This is a genomic window from Phytohabitans flavus (assembly GCF_011764545.1).
Lineage (GTDB): Bacteria > Actinomycetota > Actinomycetes > Mycobacteriales > Micromonosporaceae > Phytohabitans > Phytohabitans flavus.
The window spans coordinates 4,644,100-4,663,721 of sequence record NZ_AP022870.1; the positions used below are offsets into that span (position 1 = coordinate 4,644,100).

A 19,622-nucleotide genomic window follows, 5' to 3' on the forward strand; every position below is an offset into this window, starting at 1 on the left:
GACCGTGGACCTGCTGCTCGCTCGAGGTACCGTCCCGCTGCCGGAGCGCCAGGGCCTCGACAGCATCTCCGAGAGGCCAGCGCGGGTGGGTGGCCGGCCCGGCACGCACACCCTCCTCGGTCAGGGAGGCACAGCCACCGTCGATGAGCTGCGCTGGTCGCCGGTCGGCGGCGTCGAGGCGGTGCTCGTCTCGGACGGTGTCGGGTGGGAGGACACTCTGGCGATCGCCGAGGCCGTCCGCTTCGACCGGGCGACCCGCTGCGCCACCCCGGCGCAGGTGACGGTGCTGCCGGCGGGAGCCACCCTGCGCGGCTGCCGGATCGGCCCGGCCCTGAGCGGCAGTGCCACCTTCTCGACGGTCGTACTGACGATCGGCGACGGTACCGCCGAGATCGAGGTAGTCGCGGGCAACGACCTGGCCCGGGCGGAAAAGTCGTCGCCTACCCCGGAGCCTGTCGATGGCGGGCGCGCCGGCTGGTACCCAGAGTCTTCGATGCTGGTGATCTACGACCTCGACGGCCTATTCATCCGGATCGTCACGCACCCTGGTTACGGCCGGGCCGAGGCCGAACTCGTCGCGGGTGGTCTGCGCCGGCCGGCCACCGCCGATCCGGACCGCCCGGAAACCTGGTCGACGGCGCTGATCGGCTAGGTCCGTGGGGGTGCATAGACCCGTCATGATGTACGGCATGGCCGACAGATCGCCGACGATTACTGGACTTGTCGAGTCCACCCCGGCGCAGCGCAACCGCTATGTGGACTTCATAAGGGTATTCGCGATCGGCGTCGTGGTCGTCGGGCACTGGCTGCTGGCCCTCACCATCCTCAATGGAGACGGCGGGATCTCGCACATGCTCGGGGTTCAGCTGCTCACCTGGGGGCTACAGGTGATGCCACTGTTCTTCTTCGTCGGCGGGTTCGCGCACGGCCGGACGCTGGCGTCGCTGCACCGCCGCGGCGGTACGTACGGGGAGTTCCTGCGCTCCCGGTCGTCCCGGCTGCTCCCCCCGATCCTCGTGTTCCTCGTGGTCTGGCTGGTGGCCGCCGCCGTGCTGGAGACCGCCGGCTGGGAAAACGGGCCGATCGAGACCGCGACCGACCGGGTCACCACTCCACTGTGGTTCATCGGGGTGTACCTGCTGCTCGTGCTCGCCGCACCGGCGATGTACGACTGGCACCGCCGGCACGGTGGCTGGGTGGTCGTGGTGCTGGCCGTGGCCGCGATCTGCGTCGACCTGGTCAGGTACGGGATGGGCTGGAGCTGGGTCGCCGCGTTCAACCTGTTCCTTGTCTGGGCGGCCGTCCACCAGCTCGGCTACCTCTGGTCCGACGGGCTGCTCGACCGCCCCGGGCTGCCGGCACTGGCCGCCGCCGGCGGGTTGGGGGTCACCGCGCTGCTGACGCTCGGGACCGGCTGGTACCCGGTGCTGATGGTCGGCCTGCCCAGCGAGCCGGTCTCGAACATGGCACCGCCCAACGTCGCGCTGCTCACCCACGGCATCGGGCTGATCGGACTCGCGCTGCTGTTCCGCGCGCCGGTGGAGCGGTGGCTGCGGCAGCCGCGCCCGTGGGGAGCCGTCATCCTCGGCAACAGCGTCATCATGACCCTGTTCTGCTGGCACCTCACCGCCGTGTACCTCGTGCAGGGCGCGCTGTTGCTGTTCGGCCTCCGGCCACCGCCCGCCGGTACGGCCCGCTGGCTGGCGTTCCTGCCGCTGTGGGTGCTGCTGTGCGCGGTACCGCTGGTGCTGCTGGTCCGGCTGTTCCGCTACCCGGAGCAGGCCTCCGCCCGTACCAAGGACACCCAGCCGGTCGGCCAGCGCCGGCGGCTGGCCGCGGTCGCCGGACTGACGCTGGCCGCCCTCGGCATTTTCGTGGTCTCCCAGGTCGGGCTGGACGGCATGCTGTCCGGCCGGACCGAGCAGGTGCTTGTGTTCCACCTGCCGGCCTGGCTCGCCATCCTGGCCATCGGCGCCGGCACGCTGCTGCTCAGGCTCCGCGCCCCGCGCGAGGCACCGGCCGTCCCCAGCTGAGACGAGCGGTCGGAAACCCGACACTCTCGGGACAGATCATGGACGGCGCCGGAGGCCCGCCGCGAGGACCATGGCCGGCACAGCAGCCGCGGTCGGCGCGGCCCTCACGCGCGGCTTGATGATGAAAGGGCCGGCTGGACGATGACAACCGCCATAACCGACGTCGAACGCGACCCGGATACGCCTGACGACGTCGAGATATCCGCGACGCCTCGCGAGCCGCAGTGGGACCCCACGGTCGGCGTACCGGTGCGCCTCGAGCCCGTGGGTGAGCCGCCCCACCGGCTCGTCACCATCGGCGACTCGCTGACGCACGGGGTGCAGAGCGGCGCCGTTTTCAACACCGACCTGTCGTACCCGGCGATCGTCGCGCATGAGCTGGGCTGGTCCGGTTTCCGCTTCCCCACCTACAACGGGTTCGGCGGGCTCCCGCTCAACATCGAGCTTCTGCTGCGGGACCTGGAGCACCGGTACGGCGACCAGCTCGACTGGTGGGAGGTACCGCTGGCGGTCTTCCGGGCCCGGCAGTTCCTGGACGACGTCGACACGTACTGGGAGAACGGTCCCGGCTCGCAGCCCGTGGCGCAGCAGGGGATCGCACACAATCTGTCCGTGTTCGGCTGGGATCTGAACGACGCCCTGACCAAGACCGCGGCCACCTGCGCCCGCGGCCTCACCGGCGAGCGGGACGCGTTCCTGATGCCGCTGGTCAGCCGCAGCGGCGACCGCGCCGCCCTTCGGGTCTACCCGAGCGCATCGGACTGCGCGGACATGACCCTCTTCGACGCCGCCGCGCGACTCGGCGAGCAGAACGACGAGGGCCGGGCCGACAACGGCATCGAGACGCTCGTCATCTTCCTCGGCGCCAACAACGCGCTGGGCGCGGTCACCGGGCTGAACGTCGCGTGGAGCAAAGACGGCTTCGACGACCCCGTGCGCAAGAGGGACTTCAACGTCTGGCGGCCAACGCATTTCGCGACCGAGCTGGGCAGGGTCGCCGGCAAGGTGCGGGGCATCGCGGCACGGCACGTCATCTGGTGCACCGTGCCGCACGTGACGATCGCCCCGATCAGCCGGGGCGTGGGCGCCAAGGTCCACCCCGGCTCGCGGTACTTCCCGTACTACACCCGGCCCTGGATCGGGGACCGCGACTTCAACGCGCGCCAGGACCCCAAAATCACCGCCGCCCAGGCGCTGGCGATCGACTCCGCCATCGACCAGTACAACCAGGAGATCGTCCGGACCGTCCAGGCCGCGCGCCAGGAGGGGAAGGACTGGTACGTCCTCGACCTCGCGGGCGTGCTGGACCGCCTCGCCGCCCGGCGGTACCTCAACGATCCGCTGGCCCGCCCGGCGTGGTGGGATCCCTACCCGCTGCCGCCGGAGCTGCGCGCGCTGACGCCCGAGCCGGACACGCGCTTTCTGACCAGCAGCGGCCAGGGGCGGGCCACCGGCGGCCTGTTCTCTCTGGACGGCATGCACCCGACCACCGTCGGGTACGGCGTCATCGCGCAAGAGCTGATCAACGTCATGCGCCTGGCCGGTGTGGTGTTCAAGCGCGCCGACGGCACCTCGCGACCGGACCCGGTGCTTGTCGACTTCCGGCGGCTCATCCGGCGCGACACGCTGATCAACCAACCGCCCGGCAATGTGACCTCGACGCTCGACCTCATCCGCTGGGCCGACGAGACGCTGGACCTGTTCCGCCGAGTCCTCGTCTGAGCCCTGGTTGCCGCTTTGGGTGTGCGAGATCACTGCGCTCCGCCGGCCCGCTGGCGAGAATGAATCATGCTGGTCGAGCTCGCCTATGGCAGTAACGGACTGGTGGTCGACCTGCCCGACGGACGCACCACGGTCATCACCCCACACCCCGGCCGGCCGCCGCCGACGAGCGGGCTGAGCTGCGCCGGGCGCTGCGGGATCCGGTCGCCGGGCCACCGCTGCGGGAGCGGGTCAGGCGCGGCCAGACGGTGGCGATTTCGGCGTGCGACGGCACCCGGCCGCAGCCGCGGCACCTGATGATTCCGGCCGTCATCGAGGAGCTCGACGGGATAGTCGACCTCGACGACATCGTCATTCTCGTGGCGACCGGCACCCACCGCGGCAACACCGACGCGGAGCTGCGCGCAATGTTTGGCGACGAGGTCGTCGACGGCGTCCGCATCGTCAATCACGACGCGCGGGACGGGTCGACGCTGCGGTGGGTGGGCCGGCTCGGCAAGGACGTACCGGTGTGGCTCAACCGCGAGTGGCTCGACGCCGACGTGCGAATCACCACCGGCTTCGTGGAGCCGCATTTCTTCGCCGGTTTCTCCGGTGGGCCGAAGCTCGTCGCGCCGGGGCTCGCGGCGCTGGAGACGGTGCTCACGCTGCACGACGCGAGCCGCATCGGCGATCCGCGGGCCACGTGGGGCAGCACTGTCGGCAACCCGGTGCACGACGACGTGCGGGCGATCGCGGCCGGCACCGGCGTCGACTTCGCCTTCGACGTGGTGCTCAACCGCGAGCAGCGGGTGGTGTCGGCGTTCGGCGGCGACCTGCTCGCGATGCACGCGGCGGCCATCGAGACGGCACGCGCCGCGGCGATGCGCCCGGTGCCCGCGCCGTTCGACATCGTGGTGACCACCAACGCGGGCTACCCGCTGGACCAGAATCTCTACCAGGCTGTGAAAGGCATGTCCGCGGCGCACCAGGTGGTACGCCCGGGTGGCACCATCATCTGCGCCGCCGAGTGCCGCGACGGCTTTCCCGACCACGGCTCCTACCGCGAGGTACTGTCCTCATCGGAGAGTCCGCGCGCGCTGCTCGACGCGATCGCCGCGCGGCCGGTCACCGTACCGGACCAGTGGCAGGTCCAGATCCAGGCACGCATCCAGAGCACGGCGCGGGTCGTGATGCACACCGGGTACCTGACAGACGCGGAGCTGGCCACCGCCCATCTCGAACAAACCAAGGACATCGCCGCCGCGGTCTCCGCCCACGGCACGGACGCGACCATCTGCGTCCTGCCCGAAGGCCCACAGACAATCCCCTACGTCTCCGCCACCTAGAGCGTCCGTCCACAATGGTGGCCGCAGGCTCAATGCCTGACGAAGATTTGAGCTACCGCGACGTCCGCCGTGGTCCAGGCCGTCGCTCCCGCGGCCTCGCCCTCCGCGGTTGGCAACCACCACGATCGCTGGCCTGCGTCGATCCCGACGCGCTGATCAAGGGAAACCAGGCTTGCGCGGTCGTCGCGGGCCGGTGTCGCCCGGTTCTGGGGCCTGGGCATGCGGACAAACCAGCGAAAGCACCCGACCCAGGCACCACTGTGGACAAGTCCAAGAGATCTCGTCGACTTTCTGCTGCCCTGGCAGCAGAAAGTCGACTAGATCTCTCTTTCCGGGCTAGGGCCGGGCCGCTCTGGGGCCGGAGGCCCAGAGCCGCCTTGACGGGATCGAACCTCCGCGCAAAGACGCCGATCAGTGGCCGATGGCCACGAATTTTCCTTGATCGGCACCAACAGCGCCGATCAAGAAGACGCGCGAGCCGCTCTTTGCGCGGAGGTTCGATCCCGTCAAAGTCGCTCTGGGATCGGAGCACGCCAGCGATCGTGGTAGTTAGCTGTTGCTATAGGCACAGTCAAGTACCACGATCTGCCGGATAGGGCTGGCGAAGCGGCCATCAAGGAACCGGGCTCTCCGCCGGCGATGCCGGCCGGGGTTGTGTATCGCGGAGGGTGAGGCCGCGGGAGCAGCGGTCTGGACCACGGCGGACATCGCGGTAGCTCAAATCCTGATCCTGCGGCCACCAATGTGGACACAGCCGTGCCCGGCCCGTGTTCGAAGCCCCAAGGAACACAGGCCGGGGACGGCGGGTCAGTGCATCGAGGTGGGTACCGCGCCGGGTACGCCTACCTCTTCGAGGTTTTCCATGTCCTTCAGCTGGGCCAGCGCGGTCAGCGCGAGGTTGACGTCACCCTCGCCGACCGCGTCGTGCGCCGTCCACAGCAGTGCCAGCGCGTGGTCGGCGCCGGGCCGACCGGCCCGGACCGCCATGTGCACCAGGCTCCACAGCGCGTCGATCTCGGTCTCCCGGTACGCGAGCTGGTCGAGGCCGGACGAGACCGCGACCTTGCGCATCACCAGGTCCACGGTCTCCGCGTCGAGGCGTTCGACCGAGACGATGTACCACGGGTTGGTGACCTGGAAGTCCGGGTGGTCGTGTGCGTCGTCCACTGTGGTCACTCCTGACGGGCGCCGGCCGAGCTCAGCAGCAGGTAGTCGGCGTGCTCGGCGAGCAGCTGCTCGAAGTCGGCGTGCTGGGAGATGATGTCCATGCCGCGCACGTGGAACGCCTCGCTGTTGTGCGGCAGCGCGGGCTCGACGCCGTTGCGCAGGTCACGGATCATGCGCAGCAGCGCCCGCCGCATCGCCACGATCGCGATGTCGCTGACCCCCAGGTGCTCCTCGGAGCGGTCCAGGATCGGGCCCATCGACTCGGTGACGCAGCGGTCCTCGGCGCCCGTACCGCCGCCGACGCCGACAAACTTGGACGTCTGCTTCGACCGGTCGAGCAGGAAGTCGTTGTCCAAGTTGGACGCCTCGCGGGTGTGGTCGATGACGTGCCCGGTGTTGAGCTTGAAGGGCACGACCGGAGCGGACGCCTTCTTGCGGCGGTAGTCGCTCTGGCTGTTCGACCCGAGCGCGCCCTCACGGCTCCACATCACGCTGAACGGCATGTGGTTGTAGTCGTCGATCGGCACGTTGATCTTCGCGTGGCCGTACTTCTCCGTGGTGGGCAGCTGCGACGCCGAGGGTGCGACCCACGGCGTGAGGCGCCAGTAGTACGAGCCGTCCTCAAGCGTGCGACGGCCGCCGTACAGGAAGCCGTACGGGGTCTGCTTCACGGTCAGCTTCGGCGACTTGTCCTGGATGACGTACTGCCGGTAGTTCTCGTGGAACTGGGGCGGCTGCGGCCCCTTCTCCGGGTCGAAGTAGAGGTGCAGGTACGACACGTGCGCGGTGTCCACGTCACCCTCCAGCCCCTGGAGGTAGTTGCACTCGTTGAGCATCGAGGTGTTGACCCGGTGGGTGTCCGGCAGGTCCATCCACTCGTACGCCGGCAGCGGCGGCATCTGCTCGCGCGGCCCCAGGTACGCCCAGATGAAGCCGCCCTTGTCCACGGCCGGGTACCCGATCGCCTTGAGCTTTTCCTTGTAGTTGCTCGCCGGCGGCTCGGTCGGCATGTCGATGCACTGCCCCGACACGTCGAACTTCCAGCCGTGGTAGGCGCAGCGCAGCCCACCCTCCTCGTTGCGCCCCCAGAAGAGGTTGGCGCGCCGGTGCGGGCAGAACGCCTGGAGCACGCCCACGTCCCCGTTGGTGTCCCGGAAGACGATCAGGTTCTCCCCCAGCACGCGCACCCGCAGCTGCGGGCCGTCCGGGCCACCCAGGCGGGCCGAGGTGGTGACCGGATGCCAGAACCTCCGGAACAACTCACCCGCGGGCGTGCCCGGCCCGACCCGCGTCAACAACTCGTTGTCCTCCCGCGACAGCATCCCGTCTACCCTCCGCAGTCCGCATCACGAACACATCTTCGCTAACCGAACATAGTCACCGCCGCCCTTGACAGTCAATGGGACCAGTGGCCCAGAAAGCTTGACCCACTCTTATCACAGCCATACGTTCGTGGAGCGAATGAGAGTCCGCCTGGCGGACAACGCCTACAAAGGAGGCACACGTGTCACTCTGGTCGCTTCTCAGCACGCGGCCGTTGTCGGTACGGTTCGTCGACGCGGACGGCTGGCGCACGCGCGTGGTGGACACCGAGGCCGGTACGGCAGGCGAGGCCGTCGTCCTGCTGCACGGCACGTCGGGGCACCTCGAGTCGTTCGCCCGCAACATCGGCCCGCTCGCCGAACGCCACCGGGTCGTCGCCTACGACCTGCCCGGCCACGGCTACACGACGCTCGCCACCGAGCCGGTCGAGATCGCCGACTACGTACGCCACCTGCTCGCCCTGCTCGACAGCATCGGCGTGCAGCGGGCGCACCTTGTCGCCGAGTCGATCGGCGCGTGGATCGCGATCCGGTTCGCCATCGCGTATCCCGACCGGGTCGGCCGGCTCGTGCTGAGCATGCCCGGCGGCCTCGACACGCCCCACGACGTGATGGAGCGGATCCGGGTACGCATGCAGGCCACCGCGGACGACCCCACGACCGAGCGGGTCCGGGCGCGCGTGGAGTTCATGCTCGCCGAGCCGGACGCGCTCGCGGCCGAGCTCGTCGAGGTACGCCAGGAGATGTACCGCCAGCCGGGCTTCCCCGAGTCGATGCGCAACTTCCTCTGCCTGCACGACCCCGACCTGCGCGAACGCAACCTGCTCACCCCCGACGACCTCGCCGCGGTCAAGGCGCCCACGCTGGTCGTCTGGACCACCGGCACCCGAGTCGGCGCACCGGAGAAGGGCGAGGCGCTCGCGAAGGGCATCGCCGGGGCCCGCTTCGAGCTGCTCGACGGCGCCGAGCACTGGCCGCAGTGGGACCGCGCCGACCGCTTCAACGAACTCACCGGCGAGTTCCTGAGCGCCTAGAGAATCCAAAAACCCAAGGAGATCTGGGCTACCGCGGCGTCCGCGGTGGTCCAGACCGCCGCTCCCGCGGCCGCACCCTCCGCGTCGCACAACCAAACCCCGCCCGTACACGGCCCGCGCGGACGGCCCGGCCGAGGCCCCGCGGGGTTGATCAGGGACTTGGTCGGGCGTGTCGTCGGCGCGCCGCTCCACCAACTCCCTGATCAACCCGCGCGCCGACGAGCGCGACCCCCGACGTGGGAAGGGTCTTTGGACAAGGATGAGGGCGGCGCCCCCGGGACTAGGGGTGCCGCCCTCTGGGGTTCAGGCGGTCGGGACGCCGTCCGGCTGCAACAGCTCCTTGTGCTCCTGGAGCAGCGCCTCGAACTCGGCGTGCTCTGAAACGATGTCCAGCCCGCGCGGGTGGAACCTGTGCGGGGCGTGCGGCAGGGTCGGCTCGGTGCCGTCCCGCAGCGACTTCACCAGGCGGAGCAGCGACCGGCGTGCCGCGACGACCGCGATGTCGCTGACGCCCAGGTGCTCCTCGCCGCGGTCCATGACCGCGCCCATCGTCTCCATGATGGCCGCGTCCTCGGCGCCGGTGCCGCCCTGGATGCCGGTGAACTTGTGCGCCTGCCGCGCGCGGTCCAGCCCGTAGTCGCCGTCCATGTTGATTTTGTTGCGCGGGTGGTCGATCATCTCGCCGGTCCGCAGCTTCATCGTGCCGGGCAGCGCGTTCGACGCGGTCCGATCGAAGGCCTGCTGGTTTTCACCCGCCGCGGCGCGCCGCGTGCCTTCCGCGCCGCCCTCGCCGAGCGGTCCGTCGGGGTTCCAGATGACCCCCATCGAGAACGTGTACCCGTCGTCGATCGGCACGTTGAGCTTCATCTGGCCGAGCCCGGTGGTCGGCAGGTGCGTGGCGGCGGGCGCGAACCACTGGGTGCACCGCCAGTAGTAGCGGCCGTCGTCGAGCGTGCGGCGGCCGCCGTAGAGCAGCCCGTAGTCGGTCTGCTTCACGGTCAGCTTGGGTGCGCCGTCCTGCCCCACGAAGTACCGGTAGCCCGGGACCATCACCGGCGGCTGCGGTGCGCCTTCCGGCTCCAGCCAGCGGTGCAGGTACGACACGTGCGCGGTGTCCACGTCACCTTCGAGCGACTGGAGGTAGTTGCACTCGATGACCGACGAGAAGTTGAGCCGCTGGTTGTCCGGCAGGTCCATCCACGGGTATTCCGGCAGCGGCGGCAGCTGCTCGCGCGGCCCGAAGTACGCCCACACGAAACCGCCGCGCTCGACCGCCGGGTACCCGATCGCCTTGAGCTTCTCCTTGTAGTTGCTCGCCGGCGGCTCGGTCGGCATGTCCACGCACTGGCCGGTCACGTCGAACTTCCAGCCGTGGTACGCGCAGCGCAGCCCACCCTCCTCGTTGCGCCCCCAGAAGAGGTTGGCGCGGCGGTGCGGGCAGAACGCTTGCAGCACACCGACCTGACCCTCGGTGTCCCGGAAGACGATCAGGGCCTCTCCCAGGATCTTCACCCGGAGCTGGGGACCGTCCGGGCCGCCCAGGCGGGCCGAGGTGGTGACCGGATGCCAGAACCTCCGGAACAACTCACCCGCCGGCGTCCCCGGGCCCACCCGGGTCAGCAACTCGTTGTCCTCCTGCGACAGCATCCGACACCTCCAACAATTGTGTCCGCAATGCGAACATATATTCGTGTACCGAACCTAACATGACCAGAGCGTTACCGCATCGACCAGACCGGCGGCCGCTTCTCGGTGAACGCCCGAGCGCCCTCGGCACCGTCGTCGCTCTCCGCGATCTCCTGGTCCAGGTACCGGGCGTACGAGGTGAGCGACTCCGAGAACGCCCCGGTCAGCCGGTACATGCGCACCGCGCCCTGTGCCGCGAGCGGGGCGCTGCGGCACACCATCTCGGCGAGCTCCTCGGCCGCGGCGAGCACCTTGTCGCGCGGCACGACCTTGTTGACGATGTTCGAGCGAAGGCACTCCTCGGCGTCCAGGCGCCCGTTGCACAGCGTCAGGTACGCCGCGATGGTGCGTGGCAGCGCCGCGTACATCTCGTGCGGCGAGCCGAGCCGCCCGACATTCGTGTGCTGGTCGCCGATCCACGCGTCGTCCGCCATCACCCGCAGCTGGCACTGGAGCGCGAGGTTGAGCCCGACGCCGACCGCGAAGCCGTTGAGCGCGCAGATGAGCGGCTTCTCCAGCTTGATGTCCTGCGGCATGCCGCCGCCGCCCCAGTGGTACACGGGGCTGTTGGGGTCCTCGTGCGGCGTCCGCTTGCCCTCCCGCTGGTGCGCGGCGAGGAATTTCACGTCCCGCCCAGCGCAGAACGCCGGCCCGGTGCCGGTCAGGATCGCCACGTAGATGCCCGGGTCGGCCGCGATGTCCCGCCAGCACGAGCGCAGTTCCAGGTACGCGTACGTGTGCAGGGCGTTGCGCACGTGCGGCCGGTCGATCGTGACGTACGCGACGTGACCCTTCTTCTCGTACCGGATGTGCTCGAGATCCTTGGGCGCGCTCGCCGGATCGTAGGGGGACTCGTACCTGGCCACGTGTGCTCTCTCCTTACTCAGAATTTCCGAAGACAGGGCGGCGCTTCTCGAAGAAGGCCCGGCGGGCCTCCTCCGCGTCGGCCGACTTGTTCAGCTCGGTCGTGTACCGCTGCTCCACCAGGAAGCCGTCGCGGGCTGTCATCGCGTCGACGGCGGAGAATGTCCCGCGGATCTTCGCGACCGCCGTCGGGCTCTTCTCCGCGATGACCGAGGCCAGCGCCACCGCGCGCGGCAGCAGCTCGGCCCCGGGTACGACCTCCAGCACCGCGCCCACCCGGTGCAGCTCGGCCGCGGGCACCCGCTCGCCGGTGAGCAGCATGCGGCGCATCAGCGCGCGCGGCAGCACGTCGCGGAGCAGGCTCGCCCCACCGCCCTGCCCCACGTCGATCTCGGGCATGGCGAAGAACGCGGTGTCGGCGGCGATGATGGCGTCACAGCAGGCCGCCATGACGAAGCCGGCGCCGAGCGCGGCCCCGTTCACCGCGGCGATCACCGGCTTGGTGCTGTCGGTGAGCGCGAAGAACGACTCGCGGGTGAGCCGGTTGGCCGCTTGGCGGTCGCCGTGGCGCGCGCCGAGGGCCTGCTTTTCCTTGATGTCCGCGCCGGCGCAGAAGACCTTGCCCGTGGCGGTCAGCACGATCGCCCGGACGTCCTCGCGCTCCTGTAGCTCGTCGAACGTCGCGATGAACCGCTCCCGGATCTCCCGCCCCATCGCGTTGACGGGCGGGCGGTCCAGGGTCACCACGGCCACGTACGGCGCGGGCAAATCGACGTGTATCGTCACGGTTCCTCGATCGTGAGCAGGCCGTCGACGGCGACGACCGAATCGCCGTTCCACTTGACGGGGTTGATTTCCAGCACGAAGCGGCGCCACGGGACGGTGGCCGCCAGCTCGGAAAACTGGGCCACGAACGCGGCGAGCGCGTCCAGCCCGCTCTTGTCGCGCGCCTTCCGCACCACGCGCAGCGAGCCGAGCAGCTCGGCGGCCGCCGCCGCGTCGAGCGGCGCTGGGGCGAGCGCGACGTCCTCGGCGAGCTCGGTCAGGACGCCGCCGGCGCCGACGGAGACCATGACCCCGAAGGCAGGATCGCGGAACGCCGACACGAGCACTTCCCGCCCACCGCTGACCATCCGTTGCACGTACACGCCGTCGAGGCGGACGCCCGCCATGGAAGCGCGGGTGGTCAGGTCGCGGTACACCTTGAGCGCCCGCGCGCCGTCCGGTACGCCGAGCGCGACAAGCCCGGCCGCGTCCCGGTGCAGCACCTCGGCGGAGATGCCCTTCATCGCCACCGGCGCGCCCACGGCCGCGACCGCGCCGACCACCTCCTCGGCGCTCCGGGCGAGCTGGCCCGGCGCGACCGGGAGCCCGGCCAGAGCCAGGAGGCGGTGGCATTCGTGCTCGGCGACGACGGAGCCCGACACCTGCGCGGCCCAGTCGAACGGCGCGTCCGGTACCGCCGCACCCAGCGGCCACGCCGGCGCCGCGGCACGGGCGGCCAGGTGGCCCAGGGCGCGGATGGCGCGGGCCGGCTCGTCGTAGACGTGTACGCCGGCTTCGCGCAGCCGACCGTCCATACCGGACGGTGGCAGGGTCCAGGCGACGGCGACCGTCTTGCCGGTGGCGGCGCGCAGCTCCAGCACGCCGTCGGCGATCTCGGCCGCGCCCGCGCTCATCGGTCCGAGGTTGAGCAGCATCGCGTCGACCCCGCTGTCGTCCGCGATCGCGTGCAGCATCGCGGCGAACCGGTCCCGGTAGTCCGGGCGCAGGTACACCTCGGGGGTCAGGTCGACCGGGTTGCTCAGCGCGGCGATCGGCGGGGCGATCTCGCGCAGCCGGCCGACGGTCTCCGGGGCGAGTGACGGCGTGGTGAGGCCGGCAGTTGCCGCCTGGTCCGCCGCGAGCACGCCACCGCCGCCACCGAACGTGACGACCGCCGTGCCCGGCCCGGCCGGCAGCTTGTGCCGCTCGGTGGTGGCCAGCAGCGCGACGACGTCGAGCAGCTCCTCCAGCGAGTCGACCTGGATCACGCCGTGGCCGGCCAGCACCGCCCGCCGCGCCCGGCCGCCACCGACGAGCGCGGCCGTGTGCGCGCCCGCTGCCCGCGCACTCGCCGGCGCCGTACCACCCATCAGCACGACGACCGGCTTGCCGGCCGCCCGTGCCTTCTCGAACGCGATCCGCAGCCGGACGCCGTCGCGGACGCCTTCCAGGTACGCCGCGATGACGCTCGTGCCGGGGTCGTCGGCGAACGCGCTGATCAGGTCGGCGGCGGTGAGCCCGACCTCGTTGCCACTGTTGACCATGTACCGGAAGCCGATGCCCATCCGCGCGGCGAGCGCCTGCGTCTGGGTGCCCATCCCGCCGCTCTGGCTCACCATCGACACCGGCCCGGCGGGCAGGTCGTCGGTCTCGGCGAGGAACGACGCGAACGTGGCGGTGAGCCCGGCGCTCGTGTTGATCATGCCGAGGCAGTTGGGGCCGAGCAGCGCGAACCCGGTGTCCTGGCAGGCGTCGGCGAGCTCCCGCTGCCGGGTCGACCCCTCGCCGCCCACCTCGGCGAAGCCGCCCGCCCAGGCGACGCCGTGCCGGATGCCGGCCTCGGCGCAGGAGCGGACGACGCCGGGTACCAGCTCCGCCTTGACCGCGATGACCGCGAGGTCGGCGGTGCCGGGCAGGGCCGAGACGCTGGGGAAGCAGGGCAGCCCGGCGACCGTCTCGCGCCGCGGGTTCACCGGCCAGACGTCGCCGGCGTACTTGAACTTCTGCAAGTAGCGCACCGCGGTACCGCCGAGGTTGCCGGGCTCGTCCGAGGCGCCGACCACGGCCACCGAACGCGGTTCGAGCAGCCGCCTTACGTCCGCGAAGGCAGGCTCATCCATTGGCCGGGCCGGGCCGGTCAAGCGACGAAGGAGCCGGGCTCGGCGCGGCGGAGTCGGGCTGGTCTCGCCGCGCGCCGATCATGATGCCGACCATCGTCGCGTCGACCCCGCTGCGGTTGTGCCACTTGTGCCGGTCGCCGTTGAGCACGACCACGTCGCCGGCCTTGAGCACCTTCTCCGCGCCGTCGTCCAGCTCCAGCACGACCTCGCCCTCGACGATGATCTGGAAGTCGACCGTGTCGGTGGCGTGCATGCCCGGGTTCTTGGAGTTCGGGTTGATGGTCAGCCCGGGGAGCTTGCGCTGGAGGTCGGCCAGCCCTTCCTCGCGGTCGACCTTCTTACGCCCGTCGTACGTCATCGCCGGCGGGACCGTGTACACGTAGAGCCGGTAACCGCCGGGGCCGGGCAGGTAGTTCAGCCCCTCCGGCGGGGTCCCGTCGTGCGGCAGCTCCGGTACGCCGTCGCCGCCCCACAGCTTGTGGATGATCGCGCCCGGCAACATGATCGGTCGTACCGGCTCGATCGTCTCGTCGGAGGCCCACACCGACTTCCCGTCCGGCGTCGCCCCGGTCACGACTCTTCTGGCTGACATCCCCGCCCCCTCACAGGTCCAGGACGAGGCGCTGCGACCGGGCACGGCCGACGCAGACCATCATCGTGGTGTTCGACGCGCGGTCCTGCTCGTCGAGAATCTGGTCGTGGTGCTCCGGTACCCCGTCCAGCACCCGGGTCTCGCAGGCACCGCAGTAGCCCTCCTCGCAGGAGGACGGGACGTCCGGCAGCACGTCCTGGATGACGGCGAGCAGCGTGCGGTCGGCGGGCACCCGCACGGTGACGCCGGTGCGCCGCAGCTCCACCTCGAACTCGGTGGCGTCGACCGGCTCGGCGTCCGCCGGCGCGGGTGCCGCCCCGGTGAACCGCTCGATCGTCAGCGACCGCCCGAGCCGCTTGCAGGTCTCCTCGACCGCGCGGATCATGCCCTCCGGCCCGCAGCAGTACACCTGCGTGGCCGGCGAGGTCGCGCCGACGATCGCGTCGAGGTCGGGGAGCCCCACCTCGTCCTGCGGCAGCAGCCGCACGCGGTCGGCGTCGAGGGCGGTCAGCTCGGCCTGAAACGCCATGTGCGCCCGGTCCCGCCCGCCGTAGTAGAGCATCCAGCCCAGACCGGAGCGGGCCGCCTCGCGCGCCATCGCGAGGATCGGGGTCACGCCGATGCCGCCGGCGAGGAAGAGGTAGTCGTCGGCCGGCTTGAGCGCGAAGTGGTTGCGCGGGCCGCGAATCTCCAGGCTCCGTCCGATGAGGACAGAGTCGTGTACCTCAGCCGAGCCGCCCCGCCCGCGCTGCTCGCGAAGCACCGCGATCCGGTACGCGTGGCGGTCCGCCGGGTCGCCGCAGAGCGAGTACTGGCGGATCAGTCCACTGGGGAGGAACACGTCGATGTGCGCGCCCGGGGTCCACGCCGGCAGCTCCCCGCCGTCCGGCCGGACCAGCTCGATCGAGACCACCGACTGGGCCTCCCAGCGCATCTGTTCCACGCGCAGTGTCTGCCGGTCGAACCGGTCCCTAACATCAGTACCGCCGGGCTCGAGCAATGTCGTGGTCATCGGCGTCACCTGCCTTTCCCGAGGGCGCGCAGCCCGTAGATATCCATCGTCAGCTCGCCGCGCCGGATCCGTTCCAGGTGGTCGGCCTCAGTAGCCTGCCGCGCGCGGGCGGCGGGCAGGACCGAGTCGATCCACTGTGGATCCAGCACGATCACGCCGTCGGCGTCGGCGACGACGATGTCGCCCCGGCGTACCGCGACCCGGCCGAGCGTGATCCGCTCCCCCACCGTGCCCGGGTCGCTCTTGACGGTGCCGGGTACGGCCACGGAGCTGCTGAAGACCGGGAACCGCAGCTCGCCGATCCGCTCGATGTCGCGTACGCCGCCGTCGATGACAAGGCCCGCCACGCCGCGCCGCTGCGCCGCGACCGTGAGCACCTCGCCCCAGTAGCCGTGCGGGGCGTCCTGCCCGTCCACGACAAGCACCTCGCCCGGCATCGCTTCCTCGACCGCGCGGTGCAGCGGCAGGTTGTCGCCGGCCGCGGTGCTGACCGGCAGCGCCGGGCCGACCACCGCGGCACCGGCCCAGACCGGGCGCAGCCGGTGCGGGAGCACGCAGTCCCGCTTGGACGCCTCGTACACGGTCGCCGTGCCGAGCGTGAGCAGCTCGTTCATGCGCCCCGCCGCTGCAACGCGTGGTATCCGTTGCGGGCCCGCGCCTCGGCCAGCGACACACCGCCCAGCACGTCGGCGAGGATGTGCGCCTCGGCGTCGGCGATGGCGTGCGCGACCTCGGCGACGCGCTCGACCTCAGCCGCCGGCACCCGGACCGCGCCGTCGCCGTCGGCCACGATCGTGTCGCCGGCGACCACCTGCACGCCGCCGGCGCTCACCGGTACGCCGGTGCCGGAGACTTCCACGCGGTCCTTGCCGGTACGCATGAAGCGGCCCCGGGAGACGACCGGGTACCCCAGCTCCAGTGCCCGCGCGGTGTCCCGGCAGACACCGTCGATGACCGTGCCGCCGACCCCCTTGTGGTGGGCGAGCGCGGTGAGGATGTCGCCCCACACCGTGCAGTCGAGGCGACCCGCGTTGTCGAGGACCACCACGTGCCCGGGCGGTACGTCGTCCAGGTAGTCGCCGACCGTGCCGGCGGGGCGGCCGGCGGCCACGTACCGGACGGTGAACGCGGGCCCGCAGATCCGCACGTCCGGGGTGAGCGCGCCGAGCCCGAGCATCGAGCCGTCCAGCCCGAGCTTGTCGAGCGCGTCCGAGACGGTAGCGGTGGAGAGACCGTCCAGTGGTTGGTTCATTCGGGCACCGCCGTGGGGAACTTGTCGTCGTGCATGACAGTGGCTACCGCGCCGCCCGCCTGTACGGCCGCGACCATCCGCGCCTCGCGCGCGACGATCCGCTCGGCCAGGTCAAGCACCGCGCCGGTGTGCGCGGCGGGTACGAACACCACACCGTTGGCGTCGGCGATCACCCAGTCTCCTTCGTGGACAGTGACACCGGCGATGTCGACCGGCTCCGCGGCGGCCACCTGTACGATCCGGCCGCGGGCGCTGACCGGTACCGCCGCCCGCCCGAAGACCGGCAGCCCGGCCGCCGCGCTCTCGCCGATGTCCCGGCAGGCGCCGTCCACGACCACGCCGGCGACGCCGTGCCGCAGCGCCGCGGTGGTGAGGATGCCGCCCCAGCAGGAGACGTCGGTACGGCCGTCGTTGGCGATGACGATCACGTCACCGGCCACAGTGGAGTCCACGACCGAGGCGGCGATGTGCCCCGCCGGCCCGGTCGCCTGCTTGGCGCCCGCCCGCACGGTGCGTACCCGGCCCGCGACCACACCGGCCACCGGCCACAGTGGAGGGAGTCCGACCGTGGCGCCGGGCAGGCCGAGCGTGTCCAGGGCGTCCGACACGGCGCAGGCGTCCAGCGCCCGCAGCCGCTCCAGCGCGTCAGTCACCGGGCACCTCCTCCCGTTCCCAGGAGACGAACGCCATCGCGCAGCCGGTACCGGCCTCGGAGCGGTAGCAGGGTTGGTAGTCGATGATGCGAGGGGCCAGGTCGGTGGCCGCGAGCGCGCCCGCGACGACGATCCAGTTGCGCAGCTCGGCCGTACCCGAACGGAGCACCGGGCCGGCCAGCCCCCGCATGAAGTCGGCGTCGTTGGTGAGCAGCGCGTCCAGGAACTGCCAGTCGAGCTCCTCGTCCACCACGAAGTGGCTCAGCCCGCCCGAGGCGACGATGCCGACCCTCAGGTCAGATGCCCAGGAGCCGATCGCGGCGCCGAGCGCGACACCGAAGTCGTAGCAGCGGCTGGCGGTCGGCGGGTTCGGCTCGTAGAACGTGTTGACGAAGACCGGTACGAGCGGGACGTCGGTGGTCCCGCCCAGCAGCTGCTGGTAGACGAAGCCCCAGCCGTGCGGGATGCCCGAGTTTTCGAAGCGGCCCGGCGGCAGCCGGCGGGAGGCGCCCGGGTCGAAGCCGCTGGCGCCGAGCGAGTGGATCAGGTGCAGCGCCAGCTCGGGTTGGCACTCGCGCACGGTGGTGACCTCGGGGACGTTCGCCACCTCGGCGATCGCCAGCCCGGGCGCCATCGCGTCGAGCTGCGCCTGGGTGTAGGGGGCGTGGTCCACGGTGTCGCCCCAGTAGACGGCGAACGGGGGCAGCATCTCGTCGTCGAAGATCTCCTTGTGGTCGCTGCTGACCACGACGAGCACGTCCAGGTCCGCGCCGCGCAGGATCTCGCCGGTACGGTCGATCGCCGCCCGGCTGGCCGCGTGCCGCTTGCGCCGTACCTCCGGGGTGCACTGCGCGGCGAAGCCGCCACCCCGCTCGGCCCGCAGCTCGTCGAAGGTGTACTCGGCGCCTCGGTAGATCAGCTGCGGGTTGCGCCGGTCCGCGGTGGCCCGCTGCCCCCACTCGTCCGGCGGCGTGTTGAGCAGCGGGCCGTGCGACGTACCGATACCAAGGTCAATCCGTGCCATGCGCGGTGCTTTCTTCGAGCTTGAACAGGGTCCGGGCGTTGCTCTCGAAGAGCCGATCCCGGTCCTCGTCGGTGAAGGCCGCGATGTCGCGGATCAGCGAGTGGATGTCGTCCATCCAGCGCCCGGTCTTCGGGTCGCGCACCGAGCCGGTGCCCGGCTTCTCGCTGCCGAACAGGCAGCGGTCCACCCCGACCGCCCGGACCAGGAACTCGATCGCGTCGGCGGTGTAGAGGCAGGTGTCGAAGTACATCTGGCGCAGCCCGTCCTCCAGCCGCTCGCCGCGCCGGATGGCGCTGGCGGCGAACCGGCCGCGCTGGAACGGGATCGCGCCGCCGCCGTGCGACACAAGGATCTTCAGGGTCGGGAAGTCCTTGAAGACGGATGACTGGAGCAGCGCGTCGACGGCGAGCGTCTCCTCCTGGATGAAGTGCATGGAGTAGTTCTCGCGGGCGGGCGGGCGACACCCGGCCGAGTGGATGACGCCCGGCACGTCCAGCTCGCAGAGCGCTTCCCAGAGCGGGTACCAGAATCGGTCCGACAGGCGCGGCGGCTGCTTGGTGCCCTCGTACGGGTCGGGGTTGACCAGCGCGCCGACGAACCCGTGCTCGGTGACGCAGCGGCGCAGCTCGGCCGCCCACGCCTCCGGCCCGGTCTCCATCGTCTGCGGCAGCCCGGCGATCCCGCGGAACCGGCCCGGCTCCAGCGCGCAGACCCGGGCGATCACGTCGTTGGTCTCGGCGGTGAACCAGTCGACCAGGAAACCGGGCGACTCGCTGTGCATCATCTGGAACGGCCGCGGCGAGATCAGCTGAAGGTCGATGCCGGCCTCGTCGAGGTGCGCCAGGTGGGAGACCCCACCGAAGCTCGGGTTGGGCGCGCGCAGGGCCTCCCGCAGCCGGTCGTCGGAGATGCCCGCGCCGGAGTTGCGGTGGCTGCCCCGATGGGACAGGAGCGTGGCCTTGTACGCGTACAGCTCCGGCGGGGCACTGACGTGCCCGTGGACGTCGATGAGCACAGCGGGTCTCCTCGTATTGTGCGTCGGTCTACC

General features: G+C 71.0%; 17 protein-coding genes and 1 pseudogene. 5 read left to right on the top strand and 13 right to left on the bottom strand.

Annotated elements, in window-relative coordinates; all coding sequences use genetic code 11:
* Positions 1–4 precede the first annotated feature (4 nt).
* The 4 genes and pseudogenes from Pflav_RS20250 to larA form a co-directional block, all read left to right on the top strand.
* A complete protein-coding gene (locus tag Pflav_RS20250; protein ID WP_173037547.1) occupies positions 5–652 on the top strand; it encodes a hypothetical protein in 648 nt (215 codons plus the stop codon).
* Between the two features lie 37 nt (positions 653–689).
* A complete protein-coding gene (locus Pflav_RS20255; protein ID WP_173037548.1) occupies positions 690–2,033 on the top strand; it encodes an acyltransferase family protein in 1,344 nt (447 codons plus the stop codon).
* Positions 2,034–2,174: 141 nt separating this feature from the next.
* Positions 2,175–3,755 (top strand): hypothetical protein, encoded by a 1,581-nt coding sequence (locus tag Pflav_RS20260; protein ID WP_173037549.1) that lies wholly within the window; start codon positions 2,175–2,177, stop codon positions 3,753–3,755.
* A gap of 152 nt (positions 3,756–3,907) precedes the next feature.
* Positions 3,908–5,083 (top strand): annotated as a pseudogene (gene larA / locus Pflav_RS20265) (nickel-dependent lactate racemase); the annotation flags it as partial.
* Between the two features lie 807 nt (positions 5,084–5,890).
* On the opposite strand, the gene Pflav_RS20270 reads toward larA, so the two are convergent.
* Positions 5,891–6,250, bottom strand: coding sequence for a hypothetical protein (locus Pflav_RS20270; protein WP_173037550.1), 360 nt, complete (start codon positions 6,248–6,250; stop codon positions 5,891–5,893).
* Positions 6,251–6,255: 5 nt separating this feature from the next.
* Positions 6,256–7,572 carry a Rieske 2Fe-2S domain-containing protein gene (locus tag Pflav_RS20275; RefSeq protein WP_173037551.1) on the bottom strand — a complete coding sequence of 439 codons (1,317 nt, stop codon included), beginning with the start codon at positions 7,570–7,572 and terminating at the stop codon, positions 6,256–6,258.
* Between the two features lie 182 nt (positions 7,573–7,754).
* On the opposite strand from Pflav_RS20275, the gene Pflav_RS20280 reads away from it, so the two are divergent.
* Positions 7,755–8,606: an alpha/beta fold hydrolase gene (locus tag Pflav_RS20280; protein ID WP_173037552.1), complete on the top strand. Its 852-nt coding sequence runs from the start codon at positions 7,755–7,757 to the stop codon at positions 8,604–8,606.
* A 303-nt stretch (positions 8,607–8,909) separates the two neighbouring features.
* Here Pflav_RS20280 and Pflav_RS20285 read toward each other — a convergent pair whose 3' ends face one another.
* The 11 genes from Pflav_RS20285 to Pflav_RS20335 all read right to left on the bottom strand — a co-directional run bounded on the left by Pflav_RS20285 (position 8,910) and on the right by Pflav_RS20335 (position 19,589).
* Entirely contained in the window at positions 8,910–10,253 is a 1,344-nt protein-coding gene (locus tag Pflav_RS20285) for a Rieske 2Fe-2S domain-containing protein (RefSeq protein WP_173037553.1), read from the bottom strand.
* Positions 10,254–10,324: 71 nt separating this feature from the next.
* The gene (locus Pflav_RS20290) at positions 10,325–11,158 is read right to left on the bottom strand and encodes an enoyl-CoA hydratase/isomerase family protein (protein WP_173037554.1); all 834 of its coding nucleotides are present in this window, start codon (positions 11,156–11,158) and stop codon (positions 10,325–10,327) included.
* A gap of 13 nt (positions 11,159–11,171) precedes the next feature.
* Positions 11,172–11,942, bottom strand: coding sequence for an enoyl-CoA hydratase/isomerase family protein (locus tag Pflav_RS20295; RefSeq protein ID WP_173037555.1), 771 nt, complete (start codon positions 11,940–11,942; stop codon positions 11,172–11,174).
* Positions 11,939–14,041, bottom strand: coding sequence for an acetate--CoA ligase family protein (locus tag Pflav_RS20300; RefSeq protein ID WP_173037556.1), 2,103 nt, complete (start codon positions 14,039–14,041; stop codon positions 11,939–11,941). Before Pflav_RS20300 ends, Pflav_RS20295 begins: the two co-directional genes overlap by 4 nt.
* Positions 14,034–14,633 (bottom strand): cupin domain-containing protein, encoded by a 600-nt coding sequence (locus Pflav_RS20305; protein ID WP_173037557.1) that lies wholly within the window; start codon positions 14,631–14,633, stop codon positions 14,034–14,036. Before Pflav_RS20305 ends, Pflav_RS20300 begins: the two co-directional genes overlap by 8 nt.
* Before the next feature lie 10 nt (positions 14,634–14,643).
* Complete coding sequence (locus Pflav_RS20310) at positions 14,644–15,645, bottom strand: PDR/VanB family oxidoreductase (protein ID WP_232071672.1); 1,002 nt, start codon at positions 15,643–15,645, stop codon at positions 14,644–14,646.
* Between the two features lie 5 nt (positions 15,646–15,650).
* Entirely contained in the window at positions 15,651–16,259 is a 609-nt protein-coding gene (locus Pflav_RS20315) for a 4-carboxy-4-hydroxy-2-oxoadipate aldolase/oxaloacetate decarboxylase (RefSeq protein ID WP_173037558.1), read from the bottom strand.
* Complete coding sequence (locus tag Pflav_RS20320) at positions 16,256–16,897, bottom strand: RraA family protein (RefSeq protein ID WP_173037559.1); 642 nt, start codon at positions 16,895–16,897, stop codon at positions 16,256–16,258. Before Pflav_RS20320 ends, Pflav_RS20315 begins: the two co-directional genes overlap by 4 nt.
* On the bottom strand, positions 16,894–17,550 hold the full coding sequence (locus Pflav_RS20325; RefSeq protein ID WP_173037560.1) for an RraA family protein: 657 nt from the start codon (positions 17,548–17,550) through the stop codon (positions 16,894–16,896). Before Pflav_RS20325 ends, Pflav_RS20320 begins: the two co-directional genes overlap by 4 nt.
* Positions 17,543–18,574: a DODA-type extradiol aromatic ring-opening family dioxygenase gene (locus Pflav_RS20330; protein ID WP_173037561.1), complete on the bottom strand. Its 1,032-nt coding sequence runs from the start codon at positions 18,572–18,574 to the stop codon at positions 17,543–17,545. Before Pflav_RS20330 ends, Pflav_RS20325 begins: the two co-directional genes overlap by 8 nt.
* On the bottom strand, positions 18,561–19,589 hold the full coding sequence (locus Pflav_RS20335) for an amidohydrolase family protein (RefSeq protein WP_173037562.1): 1,029 nt from the start codon (positions 19,587–19,589) through the stop codon (positions 18,561–18,563). Before Pflav_RS20335 ends, Pflav_RS20330 begins: the two co-directional genes overlap by 14 nt.
* Positions 19,590–19,622 lie beyond the last annotated feature (33 nt).